This is a genomic window from Rossellomorea pakistanensis, from assembly GCF_016908495.1.
GTDB lineage: Bacteria > Bacillota > Bacilli > Bacillales > Bacillaceae_B > Rossellomorea > Rossellomorea pakistanensis.
This window is the reverse complement of the sequence record NZ_JAFBDZ010000001.1, coordinates 900,420-919,206: the sequence shown is the minus strand read 5'-3', so window position 1 is coordinate 919,206 and position 18,787 is coordinate 900,420. Positions and strand designations below refer to the sequence as shown.

Annotated in this window: 21 protein-coding genes; 20 read left to right on the top strand and 1 reads right to left on the bottom strand. The window is 36.5% G+C overall.

Annotated elements, in window-relative coordinates; translation table 11 throughout:
• Nucleotides 1–293: 293 nt before the first annotated feature.
• The 10 genes from JOC86_RS04600 to JOC86_RS04555 all read left to right on the top strand — a co-directional run bounded on the left by JOC86_RS04600 (nt 294) and on the right by JOC86_RS04555 (nt 8,727).
• Entirely contained in the window at nt 294–1,463 is a 1,170-nt protein-coding gene (locus JOC86_RS04600) for a D-alanyl-D-alanine carboxypeptidase family protein (RefSeq protein WP_205168578.1), read from the top strand.
• 110 nt (nt 1,464–1,573) lie between these two features.
• A complete protein-coding gene (gene spoIIAA, locus JOC86_RS04595) occupies nt 1,574–1,924 on the top strand; it encodes an anti-sigma F factor antagonist (RefSeq protein ID WP_205168577.1) in 351 nt (116 codons plus the stop codon).
• A complete protein-coding gene (spoIIAB, locus tag JOC86_RS04590; protein WP_205168576.1) occupies nt 1,925–2,365 on the top strand; it encodes an anti-sigma F factor in 441 nt (146 codons plus the stop codon).
• 12 nt (nt 2,366–2,377) lie between these two features.
• Nucleotides 2,378–3,142 (top strand): RNA polymerase sporulation sigma factor SigF, encoded by a 765-nt coding sequence (sigF, locus tag JOC86_RS04585; protein ID WP_205168575.1) that lies wholly within the window; start codon nt 2,378–2,380, stop codon nt 3,140–3,142.
• Nucleotides 3,143–3,519: 377 nt separating this feature from the next.
• Nucleotides 3,520–4,149: a stage V sporulation protein AA gene (locus tag JOC86_RS04580; RefSeq protein WP_205168574.1), complete on the top strand. Its 630-nt coding sequence runs from the start codon at nt 3,520–3,522 to the stop codon at nt 4,147–4,149.
• Entirely contained in the window at nt 4,139–4,564 is a 426-nt protein-coding gene (locus JOC86_RS04575; protein ID WP_205168573.1) for a stage V sporulation protein AB, read from the top strand. Before JOC86_RS04580 ends, JOC86_RS04575 begins: the two co-directional genes overlap by 11 nt.
• Before the next feature lie 20 nt (nt 4,565–4,584).
• Entirely contained in the window at nt 4,585–5,163 is a 579-nt protein-coding gene (spoVAEA, locus tag JOC86_RS04570) for a stage V sporulation protein SpoVABEA (protein WP_205168572.1), read from the top strand.
• A gap of 46 nt (nt 5,164–5,209) precedes the next feature.
• Nucleotides 5,210–6,631, top strand: coding sequence for a spore germination protein (locus JOC86_RS04565; protein ID WP_205170080.1), 1,422 nt, complete (start codon nt 5,210–5,212; stop codon nt 6,629–6,631).
• Between the two features lie 83 nt (nt 6,632–6,714).
• Nucleotides 6,715–8,022 (top strand): diaminopimelate decarboxylase, encoded by a 1,308-nt coding sequence (lysA, locus tag JOC86_RS04560; RefSeq protein WP_205168571.1) that lies wholly within the window; start codon nt 6,715–6,717, stop codon nt 8,020–8,022.
• A 354-nt stretch (nt 8,023–8,376) separates the two neighbouring features.
• Nucleotides 8,377–8,727, top strand: coding sequence for a GNAT family N-acetyltransferase (locus JOC86_RS04555; protein ID WP_205168570.1), 351 nt, complete (start codon nt 8,377–8,379; stop codon nt 8,725–8,727).
• A 157-nt stretch (nt 8,728–8,884) separates the two neighbouring features.
• Here the strand turns inward: JOC86_RS04555 and JOC86_RS04550 are convergent, their stop codons facing one another.
• A complete protein-coding gene (locus JOC86_RS04550; RefSeq protein WP_205168569.1) occupies nt 8,885–9,433 on the bottom strand; it encodes a DUF309 domain-containing protein in 549 nt (182 codons plus the stop codon).
• A 180-nt stretch (nt 9,434–9,613) separates the two neighbouring features.
• Here JOC86_RS04550 and JOC86_RS04545 point away from each other — a divergent pair, with 180 nt between their 5' ends.
• The 10 genes from JOC86_RS04545 to ccsB all read left to right on the top strand — a co-directional run bounded on the left by JOC86_RS04545 (nt 9,614) and on the right by ccsB (nt 18,742).
• The gene (locus JOC86_RS04545) at nt 9,614–10,378 is read left to right on the top strand and encodes a segregation/condensation protein A (protein WP_205168568.1); all 765 of its coding nucleotides are present in this window, start codon (nt 9,614–9,616) and stop codon (nt 10,376–10,378) included.
• Nucleotides 10,365–10,958 (top strand): SMC-Scp complex subunit ScpB, encoded by a 594-nt coding sequence (scpB, locus tag JOC86_RS04540; RefSeq protein WP_205168567.1) that lies wholly within the window; start codon nt 10,365–10,367, stop codon nt 10,956–10,958. The genes JOC86_RS04545 and scpB overlap by 14 nt, the downstream gene beginning before the upstream one ends.
• A gap of 236 nt (nt 10,959–11,194) precedes the next feature.
• Entirely contained in the window at nt 11,195–11,686 is a 492-nt protein-coding gene (locus tag JOC86_RS04535) for a YpuI family protein (RefSeq protein WP_205168566.1), read from the top strand.
• Between the two features lie 201 nt (nt 11,687–11,887).
• Nucleotides 11,888–13,042, top strand: a complete 1,155-nt coding sequence (locus JOC86_RS04530) for a D-alanyl-D-alanine carboxypeptidase family protein (RefSeq protein ID WP_205168565.1) — start codon at nt 11,888–11,890, stop codon at nt 13,040–13,042.
• Nucleotides 13,035–13,628, top strand: coding sequence for a nucleoside recognition domain-containing protein (locus JOC86_RS04525; protein ID WP_205168564.1), 594 nt, complete (start codon nt 13,035–13,037; stop codon nt 13,626–13,628). Before JOC86_RS04530 ends, JOC86_RS04525 begins: the two co-directional genes overlap by 8 nt.
• Before the next feature lies 1 nt (nt 13,629).
• A complete protein-coding gene (locus JOC86_RS04520) occupies nt 13,630–14,160 on the top strand; it encodes a spore maturation protein (RefSeq protein ID WP_205168563.1) in 531 nt (176 codons plus the stop codon).
• A 200-nt stretch (nt 14,161–14,360) separates the two neighbouring features.
• Entirely contained in the window at nt 14,361–15,092 is a 732-nt protein-coding gene (gene rluB, locus JOC86_RS04515) for a 23S rRNA pseudouridine(2605) synthase RluB (protein ID WP_205168562.1), read from the top strand.
• 290 nt (nt 15,093–15,382) lie between these two features.
• Entirely contained in the window at nt 15,383–15,913 is a 531-nt protein-coding gene (gene resA, locus JOC86_RS04510; RefSeq protein WP_205168561.1) for a thiol-disulfide oxidoreductase ResA, read from the top strand.
• Nucleotides 15,914–15,928: 15 nt separating this feature from the next.
• Complete coding sequence (resB, locus tag JOC86_RS04505; protein ID WP_205168560.1) at nt 15,929–17,545, top strand: cytochrome c biogenesis protein ResB; 1,617 nt, start codon at nt 15,929–15,931, stop codon at nt 17,543–17,545.
• A 21-nt stretch (nt 17,546–17,566) separates the two neighbouring features.
• The gene (gene ccsB, locus JOC86_RS04500) at nt 17,567–18,742 is read left to right on the top strand and encodes a c-type cytochrome biogenesis protein CcsB (RefSeq protein WP_205170078.1); all 1,176 of its coding nucleotides are present in this window, start codon (nt 17,567–17,569) and stop codon (nt 18,740–18,742) included.
• Nucleotides 18,743–18,787 lie beyond the last annotated feature (45 nt).

Here is an 18,787-nt window from a genome sequence, read left to right as displayed (position 1 = left end):
CGTTTTTGGCTCTTTTCTAAAAGTTCTTTTCGTAATGAATGTTGTTATTTAACCCGAGCCTGAATACACGGCATCTATTTCAAATTTCCTCAATCAACGATATCAAGTTTGTATAACCCCATCCTTCCTCAAACAACGTATTCAATTTTGAAAACAGTAAAACTATATCCAGAAGTTATTTCCCATTCCAATAAATAAAGGAAATCAAAGGGAATAACTGTATAAAAACGATGAAAATGGAAAAAATGGTGCTATGTAGATTGATTTTATTTAGATTGAATGGAGGTCTATCAATGAAAAGAGTGTTATCAATCCTATTATTTATGGCTTTAATATCATCTCTATTAACACCATTGGCTTCTGCAGAGGGAAATAAATCAGAGCTTGCAAACGGAGCAAAATCCGCAATCTTGATTGAACGGGACACAGGGGCAGTCTTATATGATAAAAATAGTCATGAAAAACTTGCTCCCGCTTCTATGACCAAAATTATGACAATGATTTTAATCATGGAGGCTCTCGATAAGGGACAAATTAACTGGGACGACAAAGTGAGAACAAGTGAATATGCTGCTTCGATGGGAGGATCCCAAATTTTTCTTGAAACAGGAGAAGAAATGACGGTCAAGGAGATGCTTAAGGGCATATCCATTGGTTCTGCCAATGATGCTTCTGTTGCAATGGCAGAACATATTTCAGGAAGTGAACAAGCTTTTGTGGATAAAATGAATCAAAAAGTTAAAGAATTAGGTTTGAAAGATACGAAATTTCAAAACCCAACAGGACTTCCAGCTAAAGACCACTATAGCTCAGCCTATGATATGGGTATGATGGCAAAAGAGCTATTAAAGTATGAAAAAATCACAAAATATACTGGCATGTATGAATCTTATTTAAGAGAAGACTCAGATAAAAAGTTTTGGCTAGTCAATACAAATAAATTAGTTCGCTTTTATCCTGGGGTGGATGGGTTAAAAACAGGCTTCACAAGCGAAGCAAAATACTGTTTAACCGCTACAGCTAAAAAGAATGATATGAGGGTTGTTGCAGTAGTATTCGGTCTAAAGTCATCAAAAGATCGAAATGCAGAAGTAAGTAAAATGCTAGATTATGCATTTAGTCAATATCAAACAAAGCCATTGTATGATAAAGGACAAACTTTAGGGAAAACACAGGTGTCAAAAGGGAAGATGGAAAAAGTGGAAGCCATTACAGATGAACCGATTTCCCTCCTTACAAAAAAAGGGGAAAAACTTGATGACATCGAGAAAAAAATTACACTGGATGACGATTTAAGAGCTCCAATTAAAAAAGGAGACGAAATAGGCGAAGTGGTTATTGAAAAAAGTGGAAAAGTTTTATCGGAAACCCCACTAGTAGCAAAAAAATCTGTACCAGAAGCAGGTTGGTGGGAATTGTATAAAAGATCATTCGGTATGTTTACAAAAGTGGATTCTCCTTAAATATTTTTGCTAATTATGCCGAATTTCTTCTAGTTTTGTCACCATGAAGGAATCTTTCCTAAACATATAGAATGACTCACTATACGATAAAAAAAGGAGGCTTATCTGTAGTGAGTCTTTCAATTAATTTAGAAGTGAAGAAAGATGTTTTATGTGTTCGCTTAAGTGGAGAGTTGGATCATCATACGGCAGAACAATTACGGGAAAAAGTGTCAAATGTCATTGAAGAGAATGGAATTAAACACATCGTATTAAATCTTGAAGAGTTAGGGTTTATGGACAGCTCTGGATTAGGTGTCATCTTAGGCCGGTACAAACAAATTAAACAAAAGCACGGTGAAATGGTTGTATGTGCAATATCCCCAGCAGTAAAGCGATTGTTTGAAATGTCAGGATTGTTTAAAATCCTTCGATTAGAGACGTCAGAAGAATACGCATTACAAAGTTTGGGGGTAGCATAAATGAGAAATGAAATGAATATCCAATTCAGTGCTCTCAGCCAAAATGAATCATTTGCACGTGTAACGGTAGCTGCGTTTATTGCCCAATTAGACCCTACCATGGATGAATTAACAGAAATTAAAACAGTTGTATCTGAGGCTGTAACGAATGCGATTATCCATGGGTACGATAATAACCCTTCAGGAATTGTTTATATCTCCGTCCTTATGGAAGAAGGATTAATCGATTTAACCATTAAAGATGATGGAATAGGAATTAACGACGTAGAAGAAGCGCGCCAGCCTTTATTTACGACAAAACCGGAGCTAGAACGATCAGGTATGGGCTTTACCATTATGGAGAATTTTATGGATGACGTTGAGATTCAATCACAACCAGGTACAGGCACCATTGTACGTCTAAAGAAGCATTTGGCCAAAAGTAAAGCGCTATGCAATTAAGGAGTCGTGCCGATGGATGTGGAACTGAAAAATAATAAAGAGCAGCAAAGCTTCTTAAAAGACCATGAAGTAAAGGAGCTTATTCAAAAGAGCCAGAATGGAGATCAAGATGCACGGGATTTAATTGTGCAAAAAAACATGAGACTTGTCTGGTCTGTTGTTCAACGTTTTTTAAATCGAGGCTATGAACCAGATGATCTCTTTCAAATTGGCAGCATAGGACTACTTAAATCTGTAGATAAATTTGATCTATCCTACGATGTGAAATTTTCTACTTATGCAGTCCCGATGATTATTGGAGAGATACAAAGGTTTATTCGCGATGATGGAACCGTAAAGGTTAGTCGTTCTTTAAAGGAAATGGGCAATCGAATTCGTAAAACGAAAGATGAATTGTCGAAAAAGTTGGGAAGGGTCCCAACAATCAATGAACTTGCTGAACATCTTGAACTGACACCTGAAGAAATTATTATGGCTCAGGAAGCAAGCAGGGCACCCTCATCCATTCATGAAACAGTATACGAAAATGATGGTGATCCCATTACACTCCTAGATCAAATCGCAGATCAAACGGATAACAAATGGTTTGATAAAATTGCTCTGAAGGAAGCGATCCGTGAATTGGATGACCGAGAAAGACTCATTGTCTATTTAAGGTATTATAAAGATAAAACCCAATCAGAAGTAGCGGATCGACTCGGTATATCCCAGGTACAAGTATCACGGCTAGAAAAGAAAATATTAAAGAACATGAAAGAAAGAATGGACCTTACATAGGGCTCCATTCTTTTTTATTTTAACGAATGAATCAGCCTCAGGATGTGTGCAAAACATTTGATTATATGGATTTTTTTTTAGGTAAGAATGGCCACTTTAGATACCGCCATAGTCTAACACGGTAAAAAGAAATCATTGAACACCATCCATTCTTCTTTCTAGGCTTCTCTGTCTTCATAAACTCTTTTGAAACCGATTTTTAAGAGAAATTATATCATGCATAAAAAAGCTGAAATGTACTTACACAAAGCATCAACATATACCTGGCATCAAAAAGCCATCAAAGCTGTTATTAACATTAATTGCCTTTATGAAAATTTTGTCTTAAATCCATACTACATATACGAGGAGGAAAATCCATAATGTTCAGGAAGTGAATGAATGTGACGGAAAGTTCAATGTATATCAGGTTAAGACACCGTGTACAAGCAAGGTTAGATAGTGTCATTGTACTTGAAGACATTGCCCAAATAATTGCTCCAGAACAGTACTTACAGAAAATGAATCGTCTCCCACTTTATAATGTTACCAAACAGGATAAAAACATCATTGTAATTGATGTTATGAAAGTAATTGAAAAAATTACTGAAGTCACTAAGGGGATAGATGTTCAAACAATCGGACCACCTCAGACAATTGTAGAAGTCATCTATGAAAGTAAAAAAGTCTCTCTCCCGCTTTTTATCGGGGTTTGGGTTTTATTATTTGTTGGTGCTTCTCTTGCCATCATGAATTTTCATGAGGATGTGAGTATGAGGGAGGTTCATCAAAGGCTTTACACAGTTGTGACCGGAAATGTTGATGAACATCCATTGTTATTTCAAATCCCTTATTCATTTGGTTTGGGTCTAGGGATGATTTTATTTTTTAATCATGTATTTAAGAAGAGAATTAATGAAGAACCGAGTCCATTAGAGGTTGAAATGTTTAATTACCAGCAGGATCTTGATCATTATGTCGTTATGCATGAGAACAAGGAAAGTATGAAGCAACTAGATGATCATTAGTGTCATCCTGACCATGTTAGTAGGTCTTGCTGGAGGACTGGCTGTTGGATCTGGGTTTGTCGCGTTTCTTACAGTGCTTGGAATTATACCGAGGCTGACTCAATTAACGAAAACAATGAAGATGATTTATCAATATGAATGGGCTGTTGTAATTGGAGCTTTATCGGGGAGTTTAATGAGTTTAAATAATTTCACATTTCACTGGAGTCCCTATATCCTTATTCCAATTGGCTTATTGACAGGTGTGTTTTTTGGAATGCTTGCAGCAGCATTAACAGAGGTCCTAAATGTCTTACCGATCTTAACAAAAAGGATTGGAGTAAATGAACAGATTATCACGCTATTAATGGCAATCGTATTAGGGAAAATAGTTGGATCACTTTTCCATTGGTTATACTTCGTAAACCTACACTGAAAACAGAAAGGGATTCTTATATGGATAAGAAACGGGACGTTATTTTAATAACGGATGGAGATGAATACGCTAGAAAGGCTGTAGAAAGTGTGGCTAAGGAATACGGTGGCCGCTGTATTTCTAACTCACATGGGAACCCTTCTGTTTTAACAGGTTTGCAAATTGTAAAACTTATTAAAAAAGCTAAAAGTGATCCCGTTTTTGTGATGTTTGATGATAGTGGATATTTAGGAGAAGGTGCTGGCGAGACAGCTTTAAAATTTGTTGCAAGACATGAAGATATCAATGTATTAGGAATCATTGCAGTAGCAGCGAGAACAAGGCAAGCCGAATGGACAAGAGTAGATGTTTGTATCGACAAGTTTGGAGAATTAACACCGTATGGGGTTGATAAATTTGGAGTACCTGAAATGGAAATCGGCAGAATGAATGGAGATACCGTCTATTGCTTAGATCAATTAGAGGTACCGATCATTGTCGGAATTGGAGACATTGGAAAGATGGCCAAAAGAGATGACTTTTCCAAAGGGGCACCTATTACTAAACAGGCAGTAGAGTTGATCTTAGAAAGGAGTGGTTATTTTGACGACAAAGGATGATAAAGATACCCGGATTCCCAAAGACCTGAAGAAGCTTGAAGAGATTATGGTCACAAGGATTGGATTAGATGAAAGTTTTGATCTAGGAGTTAGGAAATTAAAGATTTTAAAGAAAGATGTTCATTTTTACTATGTTAATGGATTATGTGATACTCAATTTATATTAGATATTGTCGAAGAATTAGTTGAAATCAACGATAATGAACGGCTTTCGACACACCTCTATGATATCATTCGCAATCGTATTGTTCATCAGTCTGTTGAGCCTGTTGAAACGGTTGAAGACGTAATCGATGAAGTATTATCAGGGCTCATCGCTTTTGTTGTAGAAGGCGAAGATAAAGCCCTTATTGTCGATGTCAGGAGCTACCCTGGAAGACAGCCTTCAGAACCTGATACCGAAAAAGTCGTTCGTGGATCTCGTGATGGTTATGTAGAGAATATTATCGTCAATACGGCATTAACCCGTAGAAGGATAAGAGATGGAAGACTTCGTTTTGAAATTTTTCGTATTGGGGAACGTTCAAAAACAGACATTTCGATTGCTTATATGAAAGATGTCGCAAACCCTGCCCTAATAGAGACGATCAAAAAAGAACTGAAGACGATAAAAATTGATGGTTTGACAATGGCGGATAAATCGGTAGAAGAATTTCTTGTTAGGCAAGGGTATAATCCGTATCCATTGGTTCGATATACAGAGAGGGCAGATGTCGCTGCAACCCATTTATTAGAAGGGCACGTCCTAATTTTTGTAGATACTTCGCCGAGTGTTATTATCACTCCTACGACTTATTTTCATCATTTGCAACATGCAGAAGAATATCGCCAATCTCCTACAGTTGGAACCTTTGTCAGATGGGCAAGATTTATTGGGGTGATAGCATCTCTATTCTTATTACCACTATGGTATTTATTTGTATTAGATCCCTCTTTATTACCTGAAAAGATTGCCTTCGTGGGTCCGAATGAAGAAACGAATGTCCCCGTTATCATTCAAATTTTCCTAGCTGATATGGGGATAGAGTTCTTACGAATAGCCGCCATACACACACCTACTCCTTTATCTACAGCAATGGGTTTAATTGCAGCTGTATTAATCGGGCAAATTGCGATTGATGTAGGTCTTTTTGTTCCAGAGGTTATTTTATATGTCGCAGTTGCCGCTATCGGAACCTTTTCTACTCCAAGTTATGAGTTAAGTGTAGCGAATAAAATTGTTCGATTGATTCTTCTTGGAGTGGTTGCCCTATTCCATATTCCTGGATTAGTCATTGCTTCGACTTTATATGTGCTGGCTTTGGTATGTGTTCGCTCTCTTAATACACCTTATTTATGGCCATTCATTCCATTTAACCCGAGAGCATTCATAGAGATCCTGGTAAGGAGATCTGTTCCGTCATCACATATCCGTCCAAGTATTGTTAAACCAAGAAATCGGCATAAACAACCAGCCAAATCACGATAATATTGCATACCCCTTCATTCTATGATAAATTTACTTTTAATTGATAAAGGAGTAAAGTTTTTTCAGGAATGAGGGGAATTTTAATGCACTTTTACGGAACGGCCAAAATCAACGAAAAGGACCATTTAGAAATTGGTGGAGTCGATGTAGTAGAGTTAGCAAAAGAATATGGGACGCCACTTTATGTCTATGATGTCGCATTAATTAAAGAACGAGCTAGAGGATTTAAACAAACCTTTGAGAAGCTTGGAGTTCAAGCACAGGTTGCGTATGCAAGTAAAGCGTTCTCTTCAGTGGCGATCTTTGAGCTAATGAAAATGGAAGGATTATCTCTTGATGTCGTATCTGGTGGAGAACTATATACAGCCATTAAAGCTGGATACCCAAGGGAACGTATCCATTTCCATGGGAATAACAAAAGTGAATCTGAACTACGGATGGCACTAGAACATGAAATTGGTTGTATTGTTGTAGACAATTTTCTTGAACTACATACATTAATGAAGCTTACAGAAGAATACAAACAAAATATTGATATACTAATCCGCGTCACGCCAGGAATTGAAGCTCACACTCACGATTATATTTTAACAGGTCAAGAGGATTCAAAATTTGGATTTGACCTAGCGGGTGGTCAGGCGGAAGAAGCATTATTAATGGCAAAAGACTCGAGATATTTGAATGTATTAGGATTACACTGTCATATTGGATCACAAATATTTGAGACAACAGGCTTTGTATTAGCGGCAAAAAAAATAATGGAAAAGCTTTCATCCTGGAAAGAGCAATATGGCTACAGTCCATCCGTTTTGAACCTTGGCGGTGGCTTTGGAATTCGTTATACAGAGGACGATGATCCTATCGAACCTGCACAGTATGTAGAAGAAATCATTCGAGAAGTAAAAAAACAAGTAGAACACTTAAATCTTACGATGCCAGAAATTTGGATTGAACCTGGAAGATCACTAGTTGGTGATGCGGGTACTACCTTATATACGGTCGGGTCGAGTAAAGAAGTTCCAAATATAAGGAAGTACTTAGCCATAGATGGTGGAATGAGTGATAATATTCGTCCTGCCCTTTATGATGCTAAATATGAAGCAGTTATAGCGAATCGCATCAATCAGCCTATCAATGAAACGGTTTCAATAGCAGGAAAGTGCTGTGAGTCAGGCGACATGCTCATTTGGGATTTACCAATTGCAGAAGCTTCCGAAGGAGATATTTTGGCTGTTTTCTGTACTGGTGCATATGGATACTCGATGGCGAATAACTATAATCGTTTACCGAGACCCGCAGTGATTTTTGTGGAAAATGGAGAAGCAAAATTGGTCATTAGAAAAGAAACATATGAGGATCTTGTGAAATTAGATCTTCCGTATAATAACTAGAATGAATTTTAGTGAGTTTGGCCTAGATCGAAAGACTAGGTTGAACTCTTTATTTGATTTAAAGGTTTCAACTTCCAAGAATATCACTTAAAATGTAAAAGGGATTTGATTTATTCACGAGGAGATTTGAGAATGGAGAAAAATAATAAGCTTTTGTTCGTTATTTTAGGTGTTATCGCAATAGGGTGGGGGTTGATTTACTGGTTCTTTATCGCCTAAGTCCATTTGTTGATTGTTTCTGAGAGATTTAGTATGATAATAATCGGTTATAACAGAATGTTTATATTTTACTAATTTTGCCTACAATGTTGAATAATACGTGCATGATGCGCGAATACTAACGAGGGGTTTCTTATGCTTATACGTTATAAAAAAGCCTTTGAAAAAATTGCAATGGGCTTATTGTCTTTTATGCCAAATGAAAAGGATTTAAAAAAGCTTCAACAGACGATTAAACAATACGAGACTGAGGATAATTGGCAATTATTCTTGTGGAAAGAAGAAGATATAATCGGTCTGGTTGGAGTAGTGATTGACAATGAAGACATTGAAATTCAACATATTTCTGTAAATCCTTCACATCGACATGAAGGAATAGGAAAGTCAATGATTCGTTCTTTAAAAGAGATTCACTCTGACAAATCATTAAAACCTAATGAATATACTGCATCATTTTTTGAGAAATGTGAGAATGAGTTAGAATAAGATCAATACCTGTGTGTCAGTCACCACAAGCAATAAAGGGGAAATTCCAAAATCAAATTGTCAGAAACCACAACTCATTTAGGGAAGAAACGATTCAAAATCATCTTCTTATTAGGACAAACGTTGTGGTTTCAGATCTTCTTTTGGACAGAACCTTTTAGTTGGACTTGTGGTTTCTGGCACTTTGTTTTATTTTTTTAAGTTCTAATGCTTTTTTTCTAGCTGTTATGACGTCTGTTCGATCTCTTAGTGAATGACGGTTGATTAAGTCTGTGTTTAATAGATCACTCTTATTACACCACGTATACCCATTCTCCGTACATTTATTTTGACAGAGGTTAATCAAATCTTGATCGACGATGGCAAGGTTAATGCTTACATAGGGAAGTTCTTTTTCTATAGAGAGCCTAAGTTCTTTAACTTGGTTTATGACCATCTTTTCGTCTAAGCCTATTTGATTGAGGGTTTTAGGTTTAGATGAAAGAATCGCTAAACTTTTAGTTAGCGTTCGATAGGCACCTTTTATATTTCCCCGTCTGTAATGATAGAGAGCAACTGCTAATTGAATGAGTCCAACCCATATCGACTCCCTGTTTCCTCTATCTACTCTTTTCCAATATTCCTCTAAAACTTCATGACACTCAAAATAATCTCGATCACCATGAAAATGAATTAAAAATTGGATATATTCATCAGGATAATTCATTGCAGAACTCTCCTCCTTTTGTTCAGTTTATCACAATCGGTTGAAACGAATCAAAATAAAGAGTTCTTCATTTCGGCTTTCTAACAGAAGAGTTAATAGATTACTATTGGAGAATACTCCTGAATCCACTATACTAGTAGGTAGTCAATATAGGACTGATTTTAAGAATTGGTGATAAAAATGGAATATAATGTGAAAATTGATGCCTTTGAAGGCCCTTTAGATTTACTTCTTCACTTAATAAATTCATTGGAGATTGATATTTACGATATCCCGGTATCTGAAATTACAGAGCAATACCTATTGTATATCCACACAATGAAAGTGTTGGAGCTTGATATAGCTAGTGAATATTTAGTAATGGCTGCTACATTACTTGCTATCAAAAGTAAAATGCTCCTTCCAAAACATGAAGAAGAGTTTGATAACCAAGAAATTGAATTTGAAGAAGAAGACCCTCGTGATGAGTTGGTAGAGCGCCTTATAGAATACCGTAAATATAAAGAAGCCGCTCAAGAATTAAAACAGCGTGAAGAAGACCGCGGGAAAATGTATACGAAGCCACCTAGTGATTTGTCCCAGTATACTGATGAGCAAGTAAATGAACGACTCGACCCAAATGTTACGGTATATGATATGTTAGGGGCTTTCCATAAGTTACTAAGAAGAAAAAAAATCCAGAAACCAATGTCAACAAAAATATCACGTCAAGAAATACCGATTGAACAGAGAATGGATGAAATTGTAGATTTGTTAAAAAAGTCAAAGCAAAGAAAACCTTTTTCTTCACTTTTTCCATATGAGGATCGTGAACATATTGTTGTAAGCTTTTTGGCTGTATTAGAGCTCATGAAGAGAAGTAAAATCATCGTAGATCAAGAACAAAATTTTGAAGAAATTTATGTTCAGACAGCAGAGGAGGTTGGACTTATTGGAAGCTACTAAATGGAATGGTATACTTGAAAGTCTATTATTTGCAGCTGGAGATGAAGGCCTCTCCATGAAACAGGTCTGTGCTGTACTTGAGCTTGATGAACATAAGGCCCTTGACGTAATAATGGAATTAAGAAATGAGTTTGAGCAAAATCAGAGTAGAGGAATTACGATCATCGAACTTGCAGGAACCTATCAGCTTGTTACCAAAAAAGAGCATGCTCCATTTTTAAAAAAGTTAGTCGAATCACCTAACGTTAATTCATTATCTCAAGCAGCTCTCGAAACGTTGGCCATTGTTGCCTACAAACAGCCGATAACTCGTGTGGAAATGGAAGAGATCAGAGGGGTGAAAACAGAAAGACCTCTTCAAACATTGGTATCAAAAGGCTTAATTAAAGAAATAGGCCGGGCAGAAGGTACAGGAAGAGCGATATTATATGGAACTACGAAAGAGTTTCTTGATTATTTTGGTTTAAAAAATGTAAATGAATTACCACCCTTACCAGAAAACATTGATGAAGAATCAATGGAGGAAGATGCTGATTTGTTTTTTGAGAAGTTTCAACAAACGTTAGATACGAATACATGATAATATGGTAAAATTATCATAGGAATGAATTTTGCTAAAATAGAAGGAATAGGAATAATTTATTATTACAAGACGTATGGTAGTGATGAGAATGTTCCTCCTATTGCTAATAAAAGCAATCTTCTTTTCTAGGTTTTATTTTCTGAATTTTCAATAATATGAAGGGTTTTACAAGGTAACAAGAGGGTAAATAAACTAGAAGCCTACATACAAAAAGATGGTAATGGAGGGGTTACATGAGTAACTTAATCGTTAAATCTCAGGTGGAAGAAGTTCTTGCTTTTTTAGAAAGTTCAGTCCATAGAATTGAATCTTATTTGAATCAAACCACTATTGACAAGCTTTTAAAAGAGAAAAAGGGAGATCAGGCGTATTACGAAGGTTTACTCTCAAATATTAGAAGACTATTAGTTTATTGTGAAGAAGGATTGGATGCCTGCTTGGTTGTTGTTCAAAACGAACCATTTATAAAAGGGGCAGCAGAAAAAACCTTATATAAAGTATATCATCAATGTATAGATGAATTTTTTTCACCAAGATATGATCTCTGGTATGAAGATAGCCGATCTGCATACACAGGTGAAAATGCCATAAAGTTTAGACAGGAGCCTCCTGCAAGTATTATGAAGCTTATGCAAGAAGTCGAGGGAGATTTTCACACGATTCGTGAAGAATTAGAATACTATGAGACCGATTTTCGTACGAAGATGATCCAATCTAAGAACTAATCAGAATGAGGTTGAAGAGGAGGGATTTCCTGCCGATTCAACCTCTTTTTTCTATAGTAATAAAGAAAAAAGAGGGGTACCGGAATCTACAACAATAATGGCAGTTCATTTGAGCTTCCGCTTTTCTAAATTTCATTCATATCTACCCTTGTCCAGCATAAACTTGTACAAACACTTGCTTTACTAAAGGAGTAGATCGTTTTGAAAACAAGGGGGAGGAAAATCTACATATATATCGTTCTAGTAACTGTCTTTTTCTCACTTTTTACTGAGAGTGTAAAGGCAAGCCCGTCTGTAAGTGCCCAAAGAGCCATTCTTATGGATGGGGATACTGGAAGAGTTTTATATGAAAAAGATGCTCACACTAAAAGCAGAATTGCAAGTATTACAAAAATTATGACGGCTGTATTGGCGGTTGAATCAGGAAAGCTTAATGAAATGGTGAAAATAAGTGATTTAGCATCTGGGACAGAAGGATCTTCACTCTATTTAAAACCGGGAGAAAAAGTAAAGTTAGAGGATTTAGTATATGGTTTAATGCTTCGGTCAGGAAATGATTCAGCCGTTGCGATTGCAGAACATGTTGGTGGTAGTCTGGATGGCTTTGTGTACCTCATGAATAAAAAAGCAGAGGAAATAGGGATGGTGAATTCGCATTTTGAAAATCCACATGGTTTGGATGATCATGAAAACCACTATTCTTCAGCATACGACATGGCTTTGTTAACAAAGTATGCTATGGAGCTTGATAAATACAGAGAAATCGCAGGTACAAAAGTGCACACAGCTCCTGACCCAGAAAGTGAATGGGATCGAAAATGGAAGAACAAAAATCGTCTATTAACCGAATTATATAAGTATAGTACTGGCGGAAAAACAGGGTATACAAAAAGAGCAAAGCGAACGCTAGTCTCAACGGCTTCCAAAGGGGGAGATGATTTAATCTCTGTCACTCTGAATGGCCCGGATGATTGGAATGATCATATCCAGATGTTTGAATATGGATTTAAACATTTCGATTCTACTATAGTTCTGCCAAAGGGGAAGTTGGATTCTATCGAAAACGAGGTGTATAAAGGCCGCCTTACGGTTAAAAGAGATGTACTTTTGTCATTGAAAGACGACGAAGAGAAGGACGTACGCATTGAATACAAATTAATGAAGCCGAAGAAAGAATGGTTAGAGGAAAATAATGCACCAAATATTGTTGGAAATGCCATTATATATTTAGAGGAACGGGAAGTGGACAGGGTTCCCTTATATTTTATGAAGAATCAAGAACGAAAAGAGAGAAGTTGGTGGACTAGCTGGAAACGCTTATTCGCTTCCACTTTAGGCGTGAAAGATCATGGTTAATATTATTTGGGTAGGAATGACTATAATCGGATTGATCTTCGCTGTAGTAAACGGAAAAATGAAAGAAGTGAATGAAGCGATTTTCCAGTCAGCTAATGATGCCGTAACCCTTTGTATCGGATTGATTAGTATATTAGTTTTTTGGCTAGGGATGATGAAGATTGCTCAGGATTCAGGACTTTTAGATAGACTCTCATCTCTATTTCGTCCATTGGTAAAGAAACTGTTTCCTGATATCCCCGATCATCATCCAGCAATGGGATACATCCTTTCAAATATGATGGCCAATATGTTTGGTTTAGGGAATGCGGCAACCCCACTGGGAATAAAAGCGATGGAACAGTTAAAAGAGTTAAATGGCGGTAAAACGGAAGCTAGTCGTTCGATGATTACATTTCTTGCTATTAATACCTCCAGTATTACGATTATTCCAACGACAGTAATTGCCATAAGAATGAATTATGACTCTGCCTCTCCTACTGAAATAGTGGGTCCAGCCATTCTTGCAACCCTTATATCTACGATTGCAGCCATATTCATTGATCGCTATTTTCACTACAGACGAACACGTAATGGAGTGAGATAAGATGCAATTTATTTCAATGATCTCATTATGGATTATCCCTGTGATGATTGGAGTCATCCTATTATACGGAACATATAAAAAAGTACCTACCTATGAAAGCTTTGTAGAAGGTGGGAAAGAAGGGATCAAAATTGCTGTTTCCATTATCCCGTTTTTAATCGGAATGCTTGTGGCTATTACGATATTTAGAGCATCAGGGGCATTAGATTTTTTTGTTGAATTATTAAGACCTGCTCTAACTGCTATAGGTGTTCCTGTAGAGGTAGTTCCATTGGCGGTTATTCGACCAATCTCAGGAACAGCTGCTTTAGGAATGGTAAGCGACCTTATTGCAGTCCATGGTCCAGATTCCTTTATTGGGAGGTTGGCCTCTGTTATTCAAGGTAGTACAGATACCACTCTTTATGTATTAACTGTTTACTTTGGCGCAGTTGGAATCAAGAGAATGGGCGATGCACTTAAAGTGGGATTATTGGCTGATTTAGTTGGAATTATCGCGGCGATTGTTGTGGTTACCGTAATGTTTTCATAGACGGTAAAGGGAATCAATTTATAGACTCGTATTTAAAAGCCTGAGCATTTTGTTCGGCTTTTTTTGTTTGGTATGATAAATAGGAGTAAGATTATGTGTTTAAGAGTCAATAATGAATAGAAGTATTCAGTCTATGCATTTGCAATAATCTGTGTAATAATTCAGTTTGGTTAAAAAAGAAAACCGAAGAGGTGGAATAGATGGAACGATTACAAAAAGTCATAGCTCATGCGGGTGTGGCTTCAAGACGAAAAGCGGAAGAATTAATACTTGAAGGGAAAGTTAAAGTGAATGGTCAAACGACGAAAGAATTAGGGACAAAAGTTGGGGGTTCTGATCGAATTGAAGTAAACGGTGTCCAAATTGAGAGAGAAAATAAGGTTTATTATTTATTATATAAGCCAAGAGGCGTCATTTCGGCTGCTTCAGATGATAAAAACCGCAAGGTAGTCACTGATTTTTTTCATGAGATCAATGAGCGAATCTATCCAGTAGGTAGACTTGATTATGAAACTTCAGGAATTTTATTACTAACAAACGATGGTGATTTTGCCAATATGCTCATGCATCCACGTTATGAAATTGATAAGACTTATGTGGCAAGATTAAAGGGAATTCCACCAAAAGCTAAGCTTAGGGAGCTTGAAAGGGGAATACAGTTAGAAGATGGTAAAACAGCCCCGGCCAAGATAAAGGCATTAAGTATTGATAAAAAGCAAAACAAATCGATCATTGAAATTACGATTCATGAAGGGCGAAACCGCCAAGTTAGAAGGATGTTTGAAGCAATTGGTTTTCCTGTACAAAAACTTAAACGAGAACGATTTGCCTTTCTAACTCTTCAAGGTTTAAATGCAGGTGAGGCAAGGGAGTTAACTCCACATGAGGTAAAGCAGTTAAGAGCACTTGCCGAAACAGGAAAATCTAACTAAGCTGCCTTTATAGAAGGCTCTTACTAGTTGATTATTATGAATGCTGAACTTTAAAATTTGGAAATCGGCAATATGCCTGTATTTCCAATGGCTATCCATAACTAAACTCGAATAGATCAGCCCTCTAAACTGTCACATATCCTTCAATAATCATTACTGTGAATAAAGTGATAGATGTTATAATAAAGTTGGTTTAATAGCCAAGGTGTAAAGGGACAAGCGTGTTGTCCCTTCTTCATTTCTACATATAGGTTTTGTTTACGATTTCTTGTAAGGAGGCAGAAGAGATAATGAATAAAAAGAAACGCCGTCTGCTGATAAGAACAATTATTTTAATCGTTTTAGCTTCAGCCGTAATTTATACGTTATATGCGAACTTTACTAAAGGTGAAAGAGGAACCTTAGAAAAAGGGGATCAGGCACCCGATTTTGTATTAACAGATATGAATGGTGATACTCATCGCCTATCTGATTATAAAGGTGAAGGTGTATTCCTTAATTTCTGGGGAACATGGTGCAAGCCTTGTGAAAAAGAAATGCCATACATGGAAAATCAGTCTCAGAAATTTAAGGACCAAGGTGTAAATGTTATTGCTGTAAATGTTGGCGAATCTGATTTTCAAATTAATAAGTTTATAGAGGAGCATCAGTTAACCTTCCCTGTTGTGGTTGATAAGGAAAAGGATGTTCAAAATGCTTATGGTATCAAGCCATTGCCAACTACCTTTCTAATTAATCCAGAAGGGGAAATCACAAAGATTATCACAGGTTCTATGTCAGAAAAAGACATTGAGCAATTTATGGAGAGTATTAAACCTTAATTAAGGAGTTTTATTATGAAAGAGATTAAATGTGAATGTGGGCATATAAACCCAATTGGAACAATCCTTTGTGAATCTTGTGGTAGAGCCTTGACGGAGGAAGCTAACAGCAAAAAGCTCCACGATATGAGATATGAAGGCAGTGCCCGTCGATCACAAACTTATAATAAATCTGTCATAGATAAGGTTTGGAATTTTTTCTCTTCTGTAAAGGTAGGGGTATGGCTTATTGTTGTTACACTTATTGCTTCGGCAGTAGGTACAATTTTGCCCCAGGAGATGTATATTCCAAACACAGTACAGCCAGAACAATATTATGCCGATGCATATGGTTGGTTTGGTGAGATTTATTATCGACTAGGATTCCATGATCTCTATGGTTCTTGGTGGTACTTACTATTAATTGCCTCCATCGGAATTTCATTGGTGATCTGTAGTCTTGATAGGGTTATTCCACTTTATCGTGCCCTTAAAAAGCAAAAGGTTTCTAGACACGATGGATTTTTAAGACGACAAAGATATTTTAGTGAAACGACTGTAGAAAATAGTGAAGAAACCATTGAATTACTTAAGAAAAAAATGAAAGACAAAAGGTATCGTGTTCGTGAAGAGGACGGGAATCTTTTAGCTGAAAAGGCTCGGTTTTCTCGTTGGGGTCCTTACGTAAATCATATTGGACTTATTATTTTCTTATTTGGTGGGATGCTTCGCTTTGTTCCGGGGATGTATGTGGATGAGGTCCTTTGGATTCGTGAAGGAGAAACGAAGGCCATTCCAGGAACAAAACAAGAGTATTATTTAGAAAATAAAAACTTTACATTAGAGACGTATGATAAATCTAATGAAGTGTTCAATAAGGCTATTGAAGAAAATGGTACAGTAGCAAAAAATTATCAATCAGATGTTGTTCTATATAGAAGTGAAGATAAAAAAGTAGCTGGTCAAGATAACGAGTTTAAGAAAATGAAAGAAGAAGATATACAGGTCAATCATCCTCTTAAATTTGATGATTATGCAGTTTATCAAACAAGCTATAAATTAGATGAATTTAAATCGATGTCATTTAACTTGACAAATAAGGAATCTGGCAAAGATTTTGGTAAAATAACTGTAGATTTATTTAACCCAAAAGAAACCTATAAACTAGATAACCAATACAAAATAGAGTTAATGGGCTATTACCCGGATTTTTCTGGTTTTGATGATAAAGGTGAGCCCCAAACTAAATCACCCGTTCCAAATAATCCAGCATTTCTATTTAAGATGTTCTCACCTGAGAAACCTGAAGGTGAAATTAGTTTTGTCGGGATTCGCAAGAATCTAGAGCCTTTAGGAGAGAATGAATATAAAATGTCGTTTGCAGGTATTGAAACGAGAGATGTTTCAGCATTAACAGTTCGTAAAGATTTAACTCTTTGGATACTTGGAATAGGTGGAGCCATCTTTATGATTGGTGTTATTCAAGGATCTTATTGGAATCATCGACGTATATGGATTCGTCGCGTCAATGAACAAGTACTTGTTGCTGGTCATACAAATAAAAATTGGCATGGTTTAAAAAAAGAAATTGAGTATGTATTAGATGGAACGAACTTAATAATACCAAGTGATCAACAACAAAAAGAAGGATAAGGAGGAATCCATATGACGGACATGGCTCAATGGAGTAGTAACTTTTTATATATTGCATTTGTGCTTTATCTAATTGCCACCCTATTCTTTGGGGGTTCTATTAAGGCGAATAAGAAAGCAAACGCTCCGACTAATAGATGGGAAAAAATCGCAATGACTCTTACCATCGTTGGATTTGTTGCACAATTAGGATATTTTATTACGAGGTGGATTGCTGCGGGACATGCACCAGTTAGTAATCTATTCGAATTTACAACCTTTTTCGGAATGATGCTTGTAGGAGCATTTATTATTATTTACTTCCTATATCGTTCCACAGTATTAGGAGTTTTCGCTCTACCAGTGGCTATTATTATTATTGCCTATGCAAGTATGTTTCCGACAGAAATCAGTCCGCTTATTCCCGCACTTCAAAGTGACTGGCTTAAAATTCATGTAACAACAGCAGCTGCTGGACAGGCTATATTATCGATTTCCTTTGTTGCTGGAATTATCTATCTTTTAAAAAGTGTGAATCACGAAAAATCTTCAAAACAATCCTTTTGGTTAGAAGCAATTATGTATGGAATGGTGGTTGTTATTGGTTTTGTCTTTATAACTACATCTTTTTCACTTGCAGATTATGAAACAAAGTTCCAATATATTAATAAAGATGACCAGGAAGCGGTCTCTGAATATGCATTGCCAGCCATTGTCGGTCCAAATGAAGGTGTGATTCAGACAGAAGGAGCATTTGAGCCTCTAGCAGAAATGCCTGCGATTATTAATGCTAAAAAACTCAATACTGTGATTTGGTCATTTGCAGTCGGTTCTATTTTATATATCCTAATCAGACTCATTGTAAGAAAACGAATTTCACAAATACTGCAACCACTTGTGAAAAATGTAAACCTCGACCTCATAGATGAAGTCGGCTATCGCTCTGTATTAATTGGTTTCCCGGTATTTACCCTTGGAGCATTAATCTTTGCAATGATTTGGGCACAAATAGCATGGACTCGTTTCTGGGGCTGGGATCCTAAAGAAGTTTGGGCATTGATTACATTTCTATTCTATGCTGCCTTCCTGCACCTAAGGCTTTCAAAGGGATGGCATGGAGAAAAATCTGCATGGTTAGCAGTTATTGGATTCATTATTATCATGTTCAATTTAATATTTGTTAACCTTGTTATTGCAGGACTTCATTCTTATGCTTAATAAGTAAGAACAAAGATATTTGAGGGCGACTGAACTTTTGTTCCG

Bases quoted from the DNA above. Each gene is read 5' to 3' on its own strand.
- JOC86_RS04575 (WP_205168573.1), top strand. From the start codon at position 4,139: ATGATCATTAGTGTCATCCTGACCATGTTAGTAGGTCTTGCTGGAGGA.
- JOC86_RS04525 (WP_205168564.1), top strand. From the start codon at position 13,035: ATGGTTAATATTATTTGGGTAGGAATGACTATAATCGGATTGATCTTC.
- ccsB (WP_205170078.1), top strand. From the start codon at position 17,567: ATGGCTCAATGGAGTAGTAACTTTTTATATATTGCATTTGTGCTTTAT.
- rluB (WP_205168562.1), top strand. From the start codon at position 14,361: ATGGAACGATTACAAAAAGTCATAGCTCATGCGGGTGTGGCTTCAAGA.
- JOC86_RS04600 (WP_205168578.1), top strand. From the start codon at position 294: ATGAAAAGAGTGTTATCAATCCTATTATTTATGGCTTTAATATCATCT.
- sigF (WP_205168575.1), top strand. From the start codon at position 2,378: ATGGATGTGGAACTGAAAAATAATAAAGAGCAGCAAAGCTTCTTAAAA.
- JOC86_RS04520 (WP_205168563.1), top strand. From the start codon at position 13,630: ATGCAATTTATTTCAATGATCTCATTATGGATTATCCCTGTGATGATT.
- JOC86_RS04580 (WP_205168574.1), top strand. From the start codon at position 3,520: ATGAATGTGACGGAAAGTTCAATGTATATCAGGTTAAGACACCGTGTA.
- JOC86_RS04535 (WP_205168566.1), top strand. From the start codon at position 11,195: ATGAGTAACTTAATCGTTAAATCTCAGGTGGAAGAAGTTCTTGCTTTT.
- JOC86_RS04550 (WP_205168569.1), bottom strand. From the start codon at position 9,433: ATGAATTATCCTGATGAATATATCCAATTTTTAATTCATTTTCATGGT.
- resB (WP_205168560.1), top strand. From the start codon at position 15,929: ATGAAAGAGATTAAATGTGAATGTGGGCATATAAACCCAATTGGAACA.
- spoVAEA (WP_205168572.1), top strand. From the start codon at position 4,585: ATGGATAAGAAACGGGACGTTATTTTAATAACGGATGGAGATGAATAC.
- JOC86_RS04555 (WP_205168570.1), top strand. From the start codon at position 8,377: ATGCTTATACGTTATAAAAAAGCCTTTGAAAAAATTGCAATGGGCTTA.
- JOC86_RS04565 (WP_205170080.1), top strand. From the start codon at position 5,210: ATGGTCACAAGGATTGGATTAGATGAAAGTTTTGATCTAGGAGTTAGG.
- spoIIAB (WP_205168576.1), top strand. From the start codon at position 1,925: ATGAGAAATGAAATGAATATCCAATTCAGTGCTCTCAGCCAAAATGAA.
- resA (WP_205168561.1), top strand. From the start codon at position 15,383: ATGAATAAAAAGAAACGCCGTCTGCTGATAAGAACAATTATTTTAATC.
- lysA (WP_205168571.1), top strand. From the start codon at position 6,715: ATGCACTTTTACGGAACGGCCAAAATCAACGAAAAGGACCATTTAGAA.
- JOC86_RS04545 (WP_205168568.1), top strand. From the start codon at position 9,614: ATGGAATATAATGTGAAAATTGATGCCTTTGAAGGCCCTTTAGATTTA.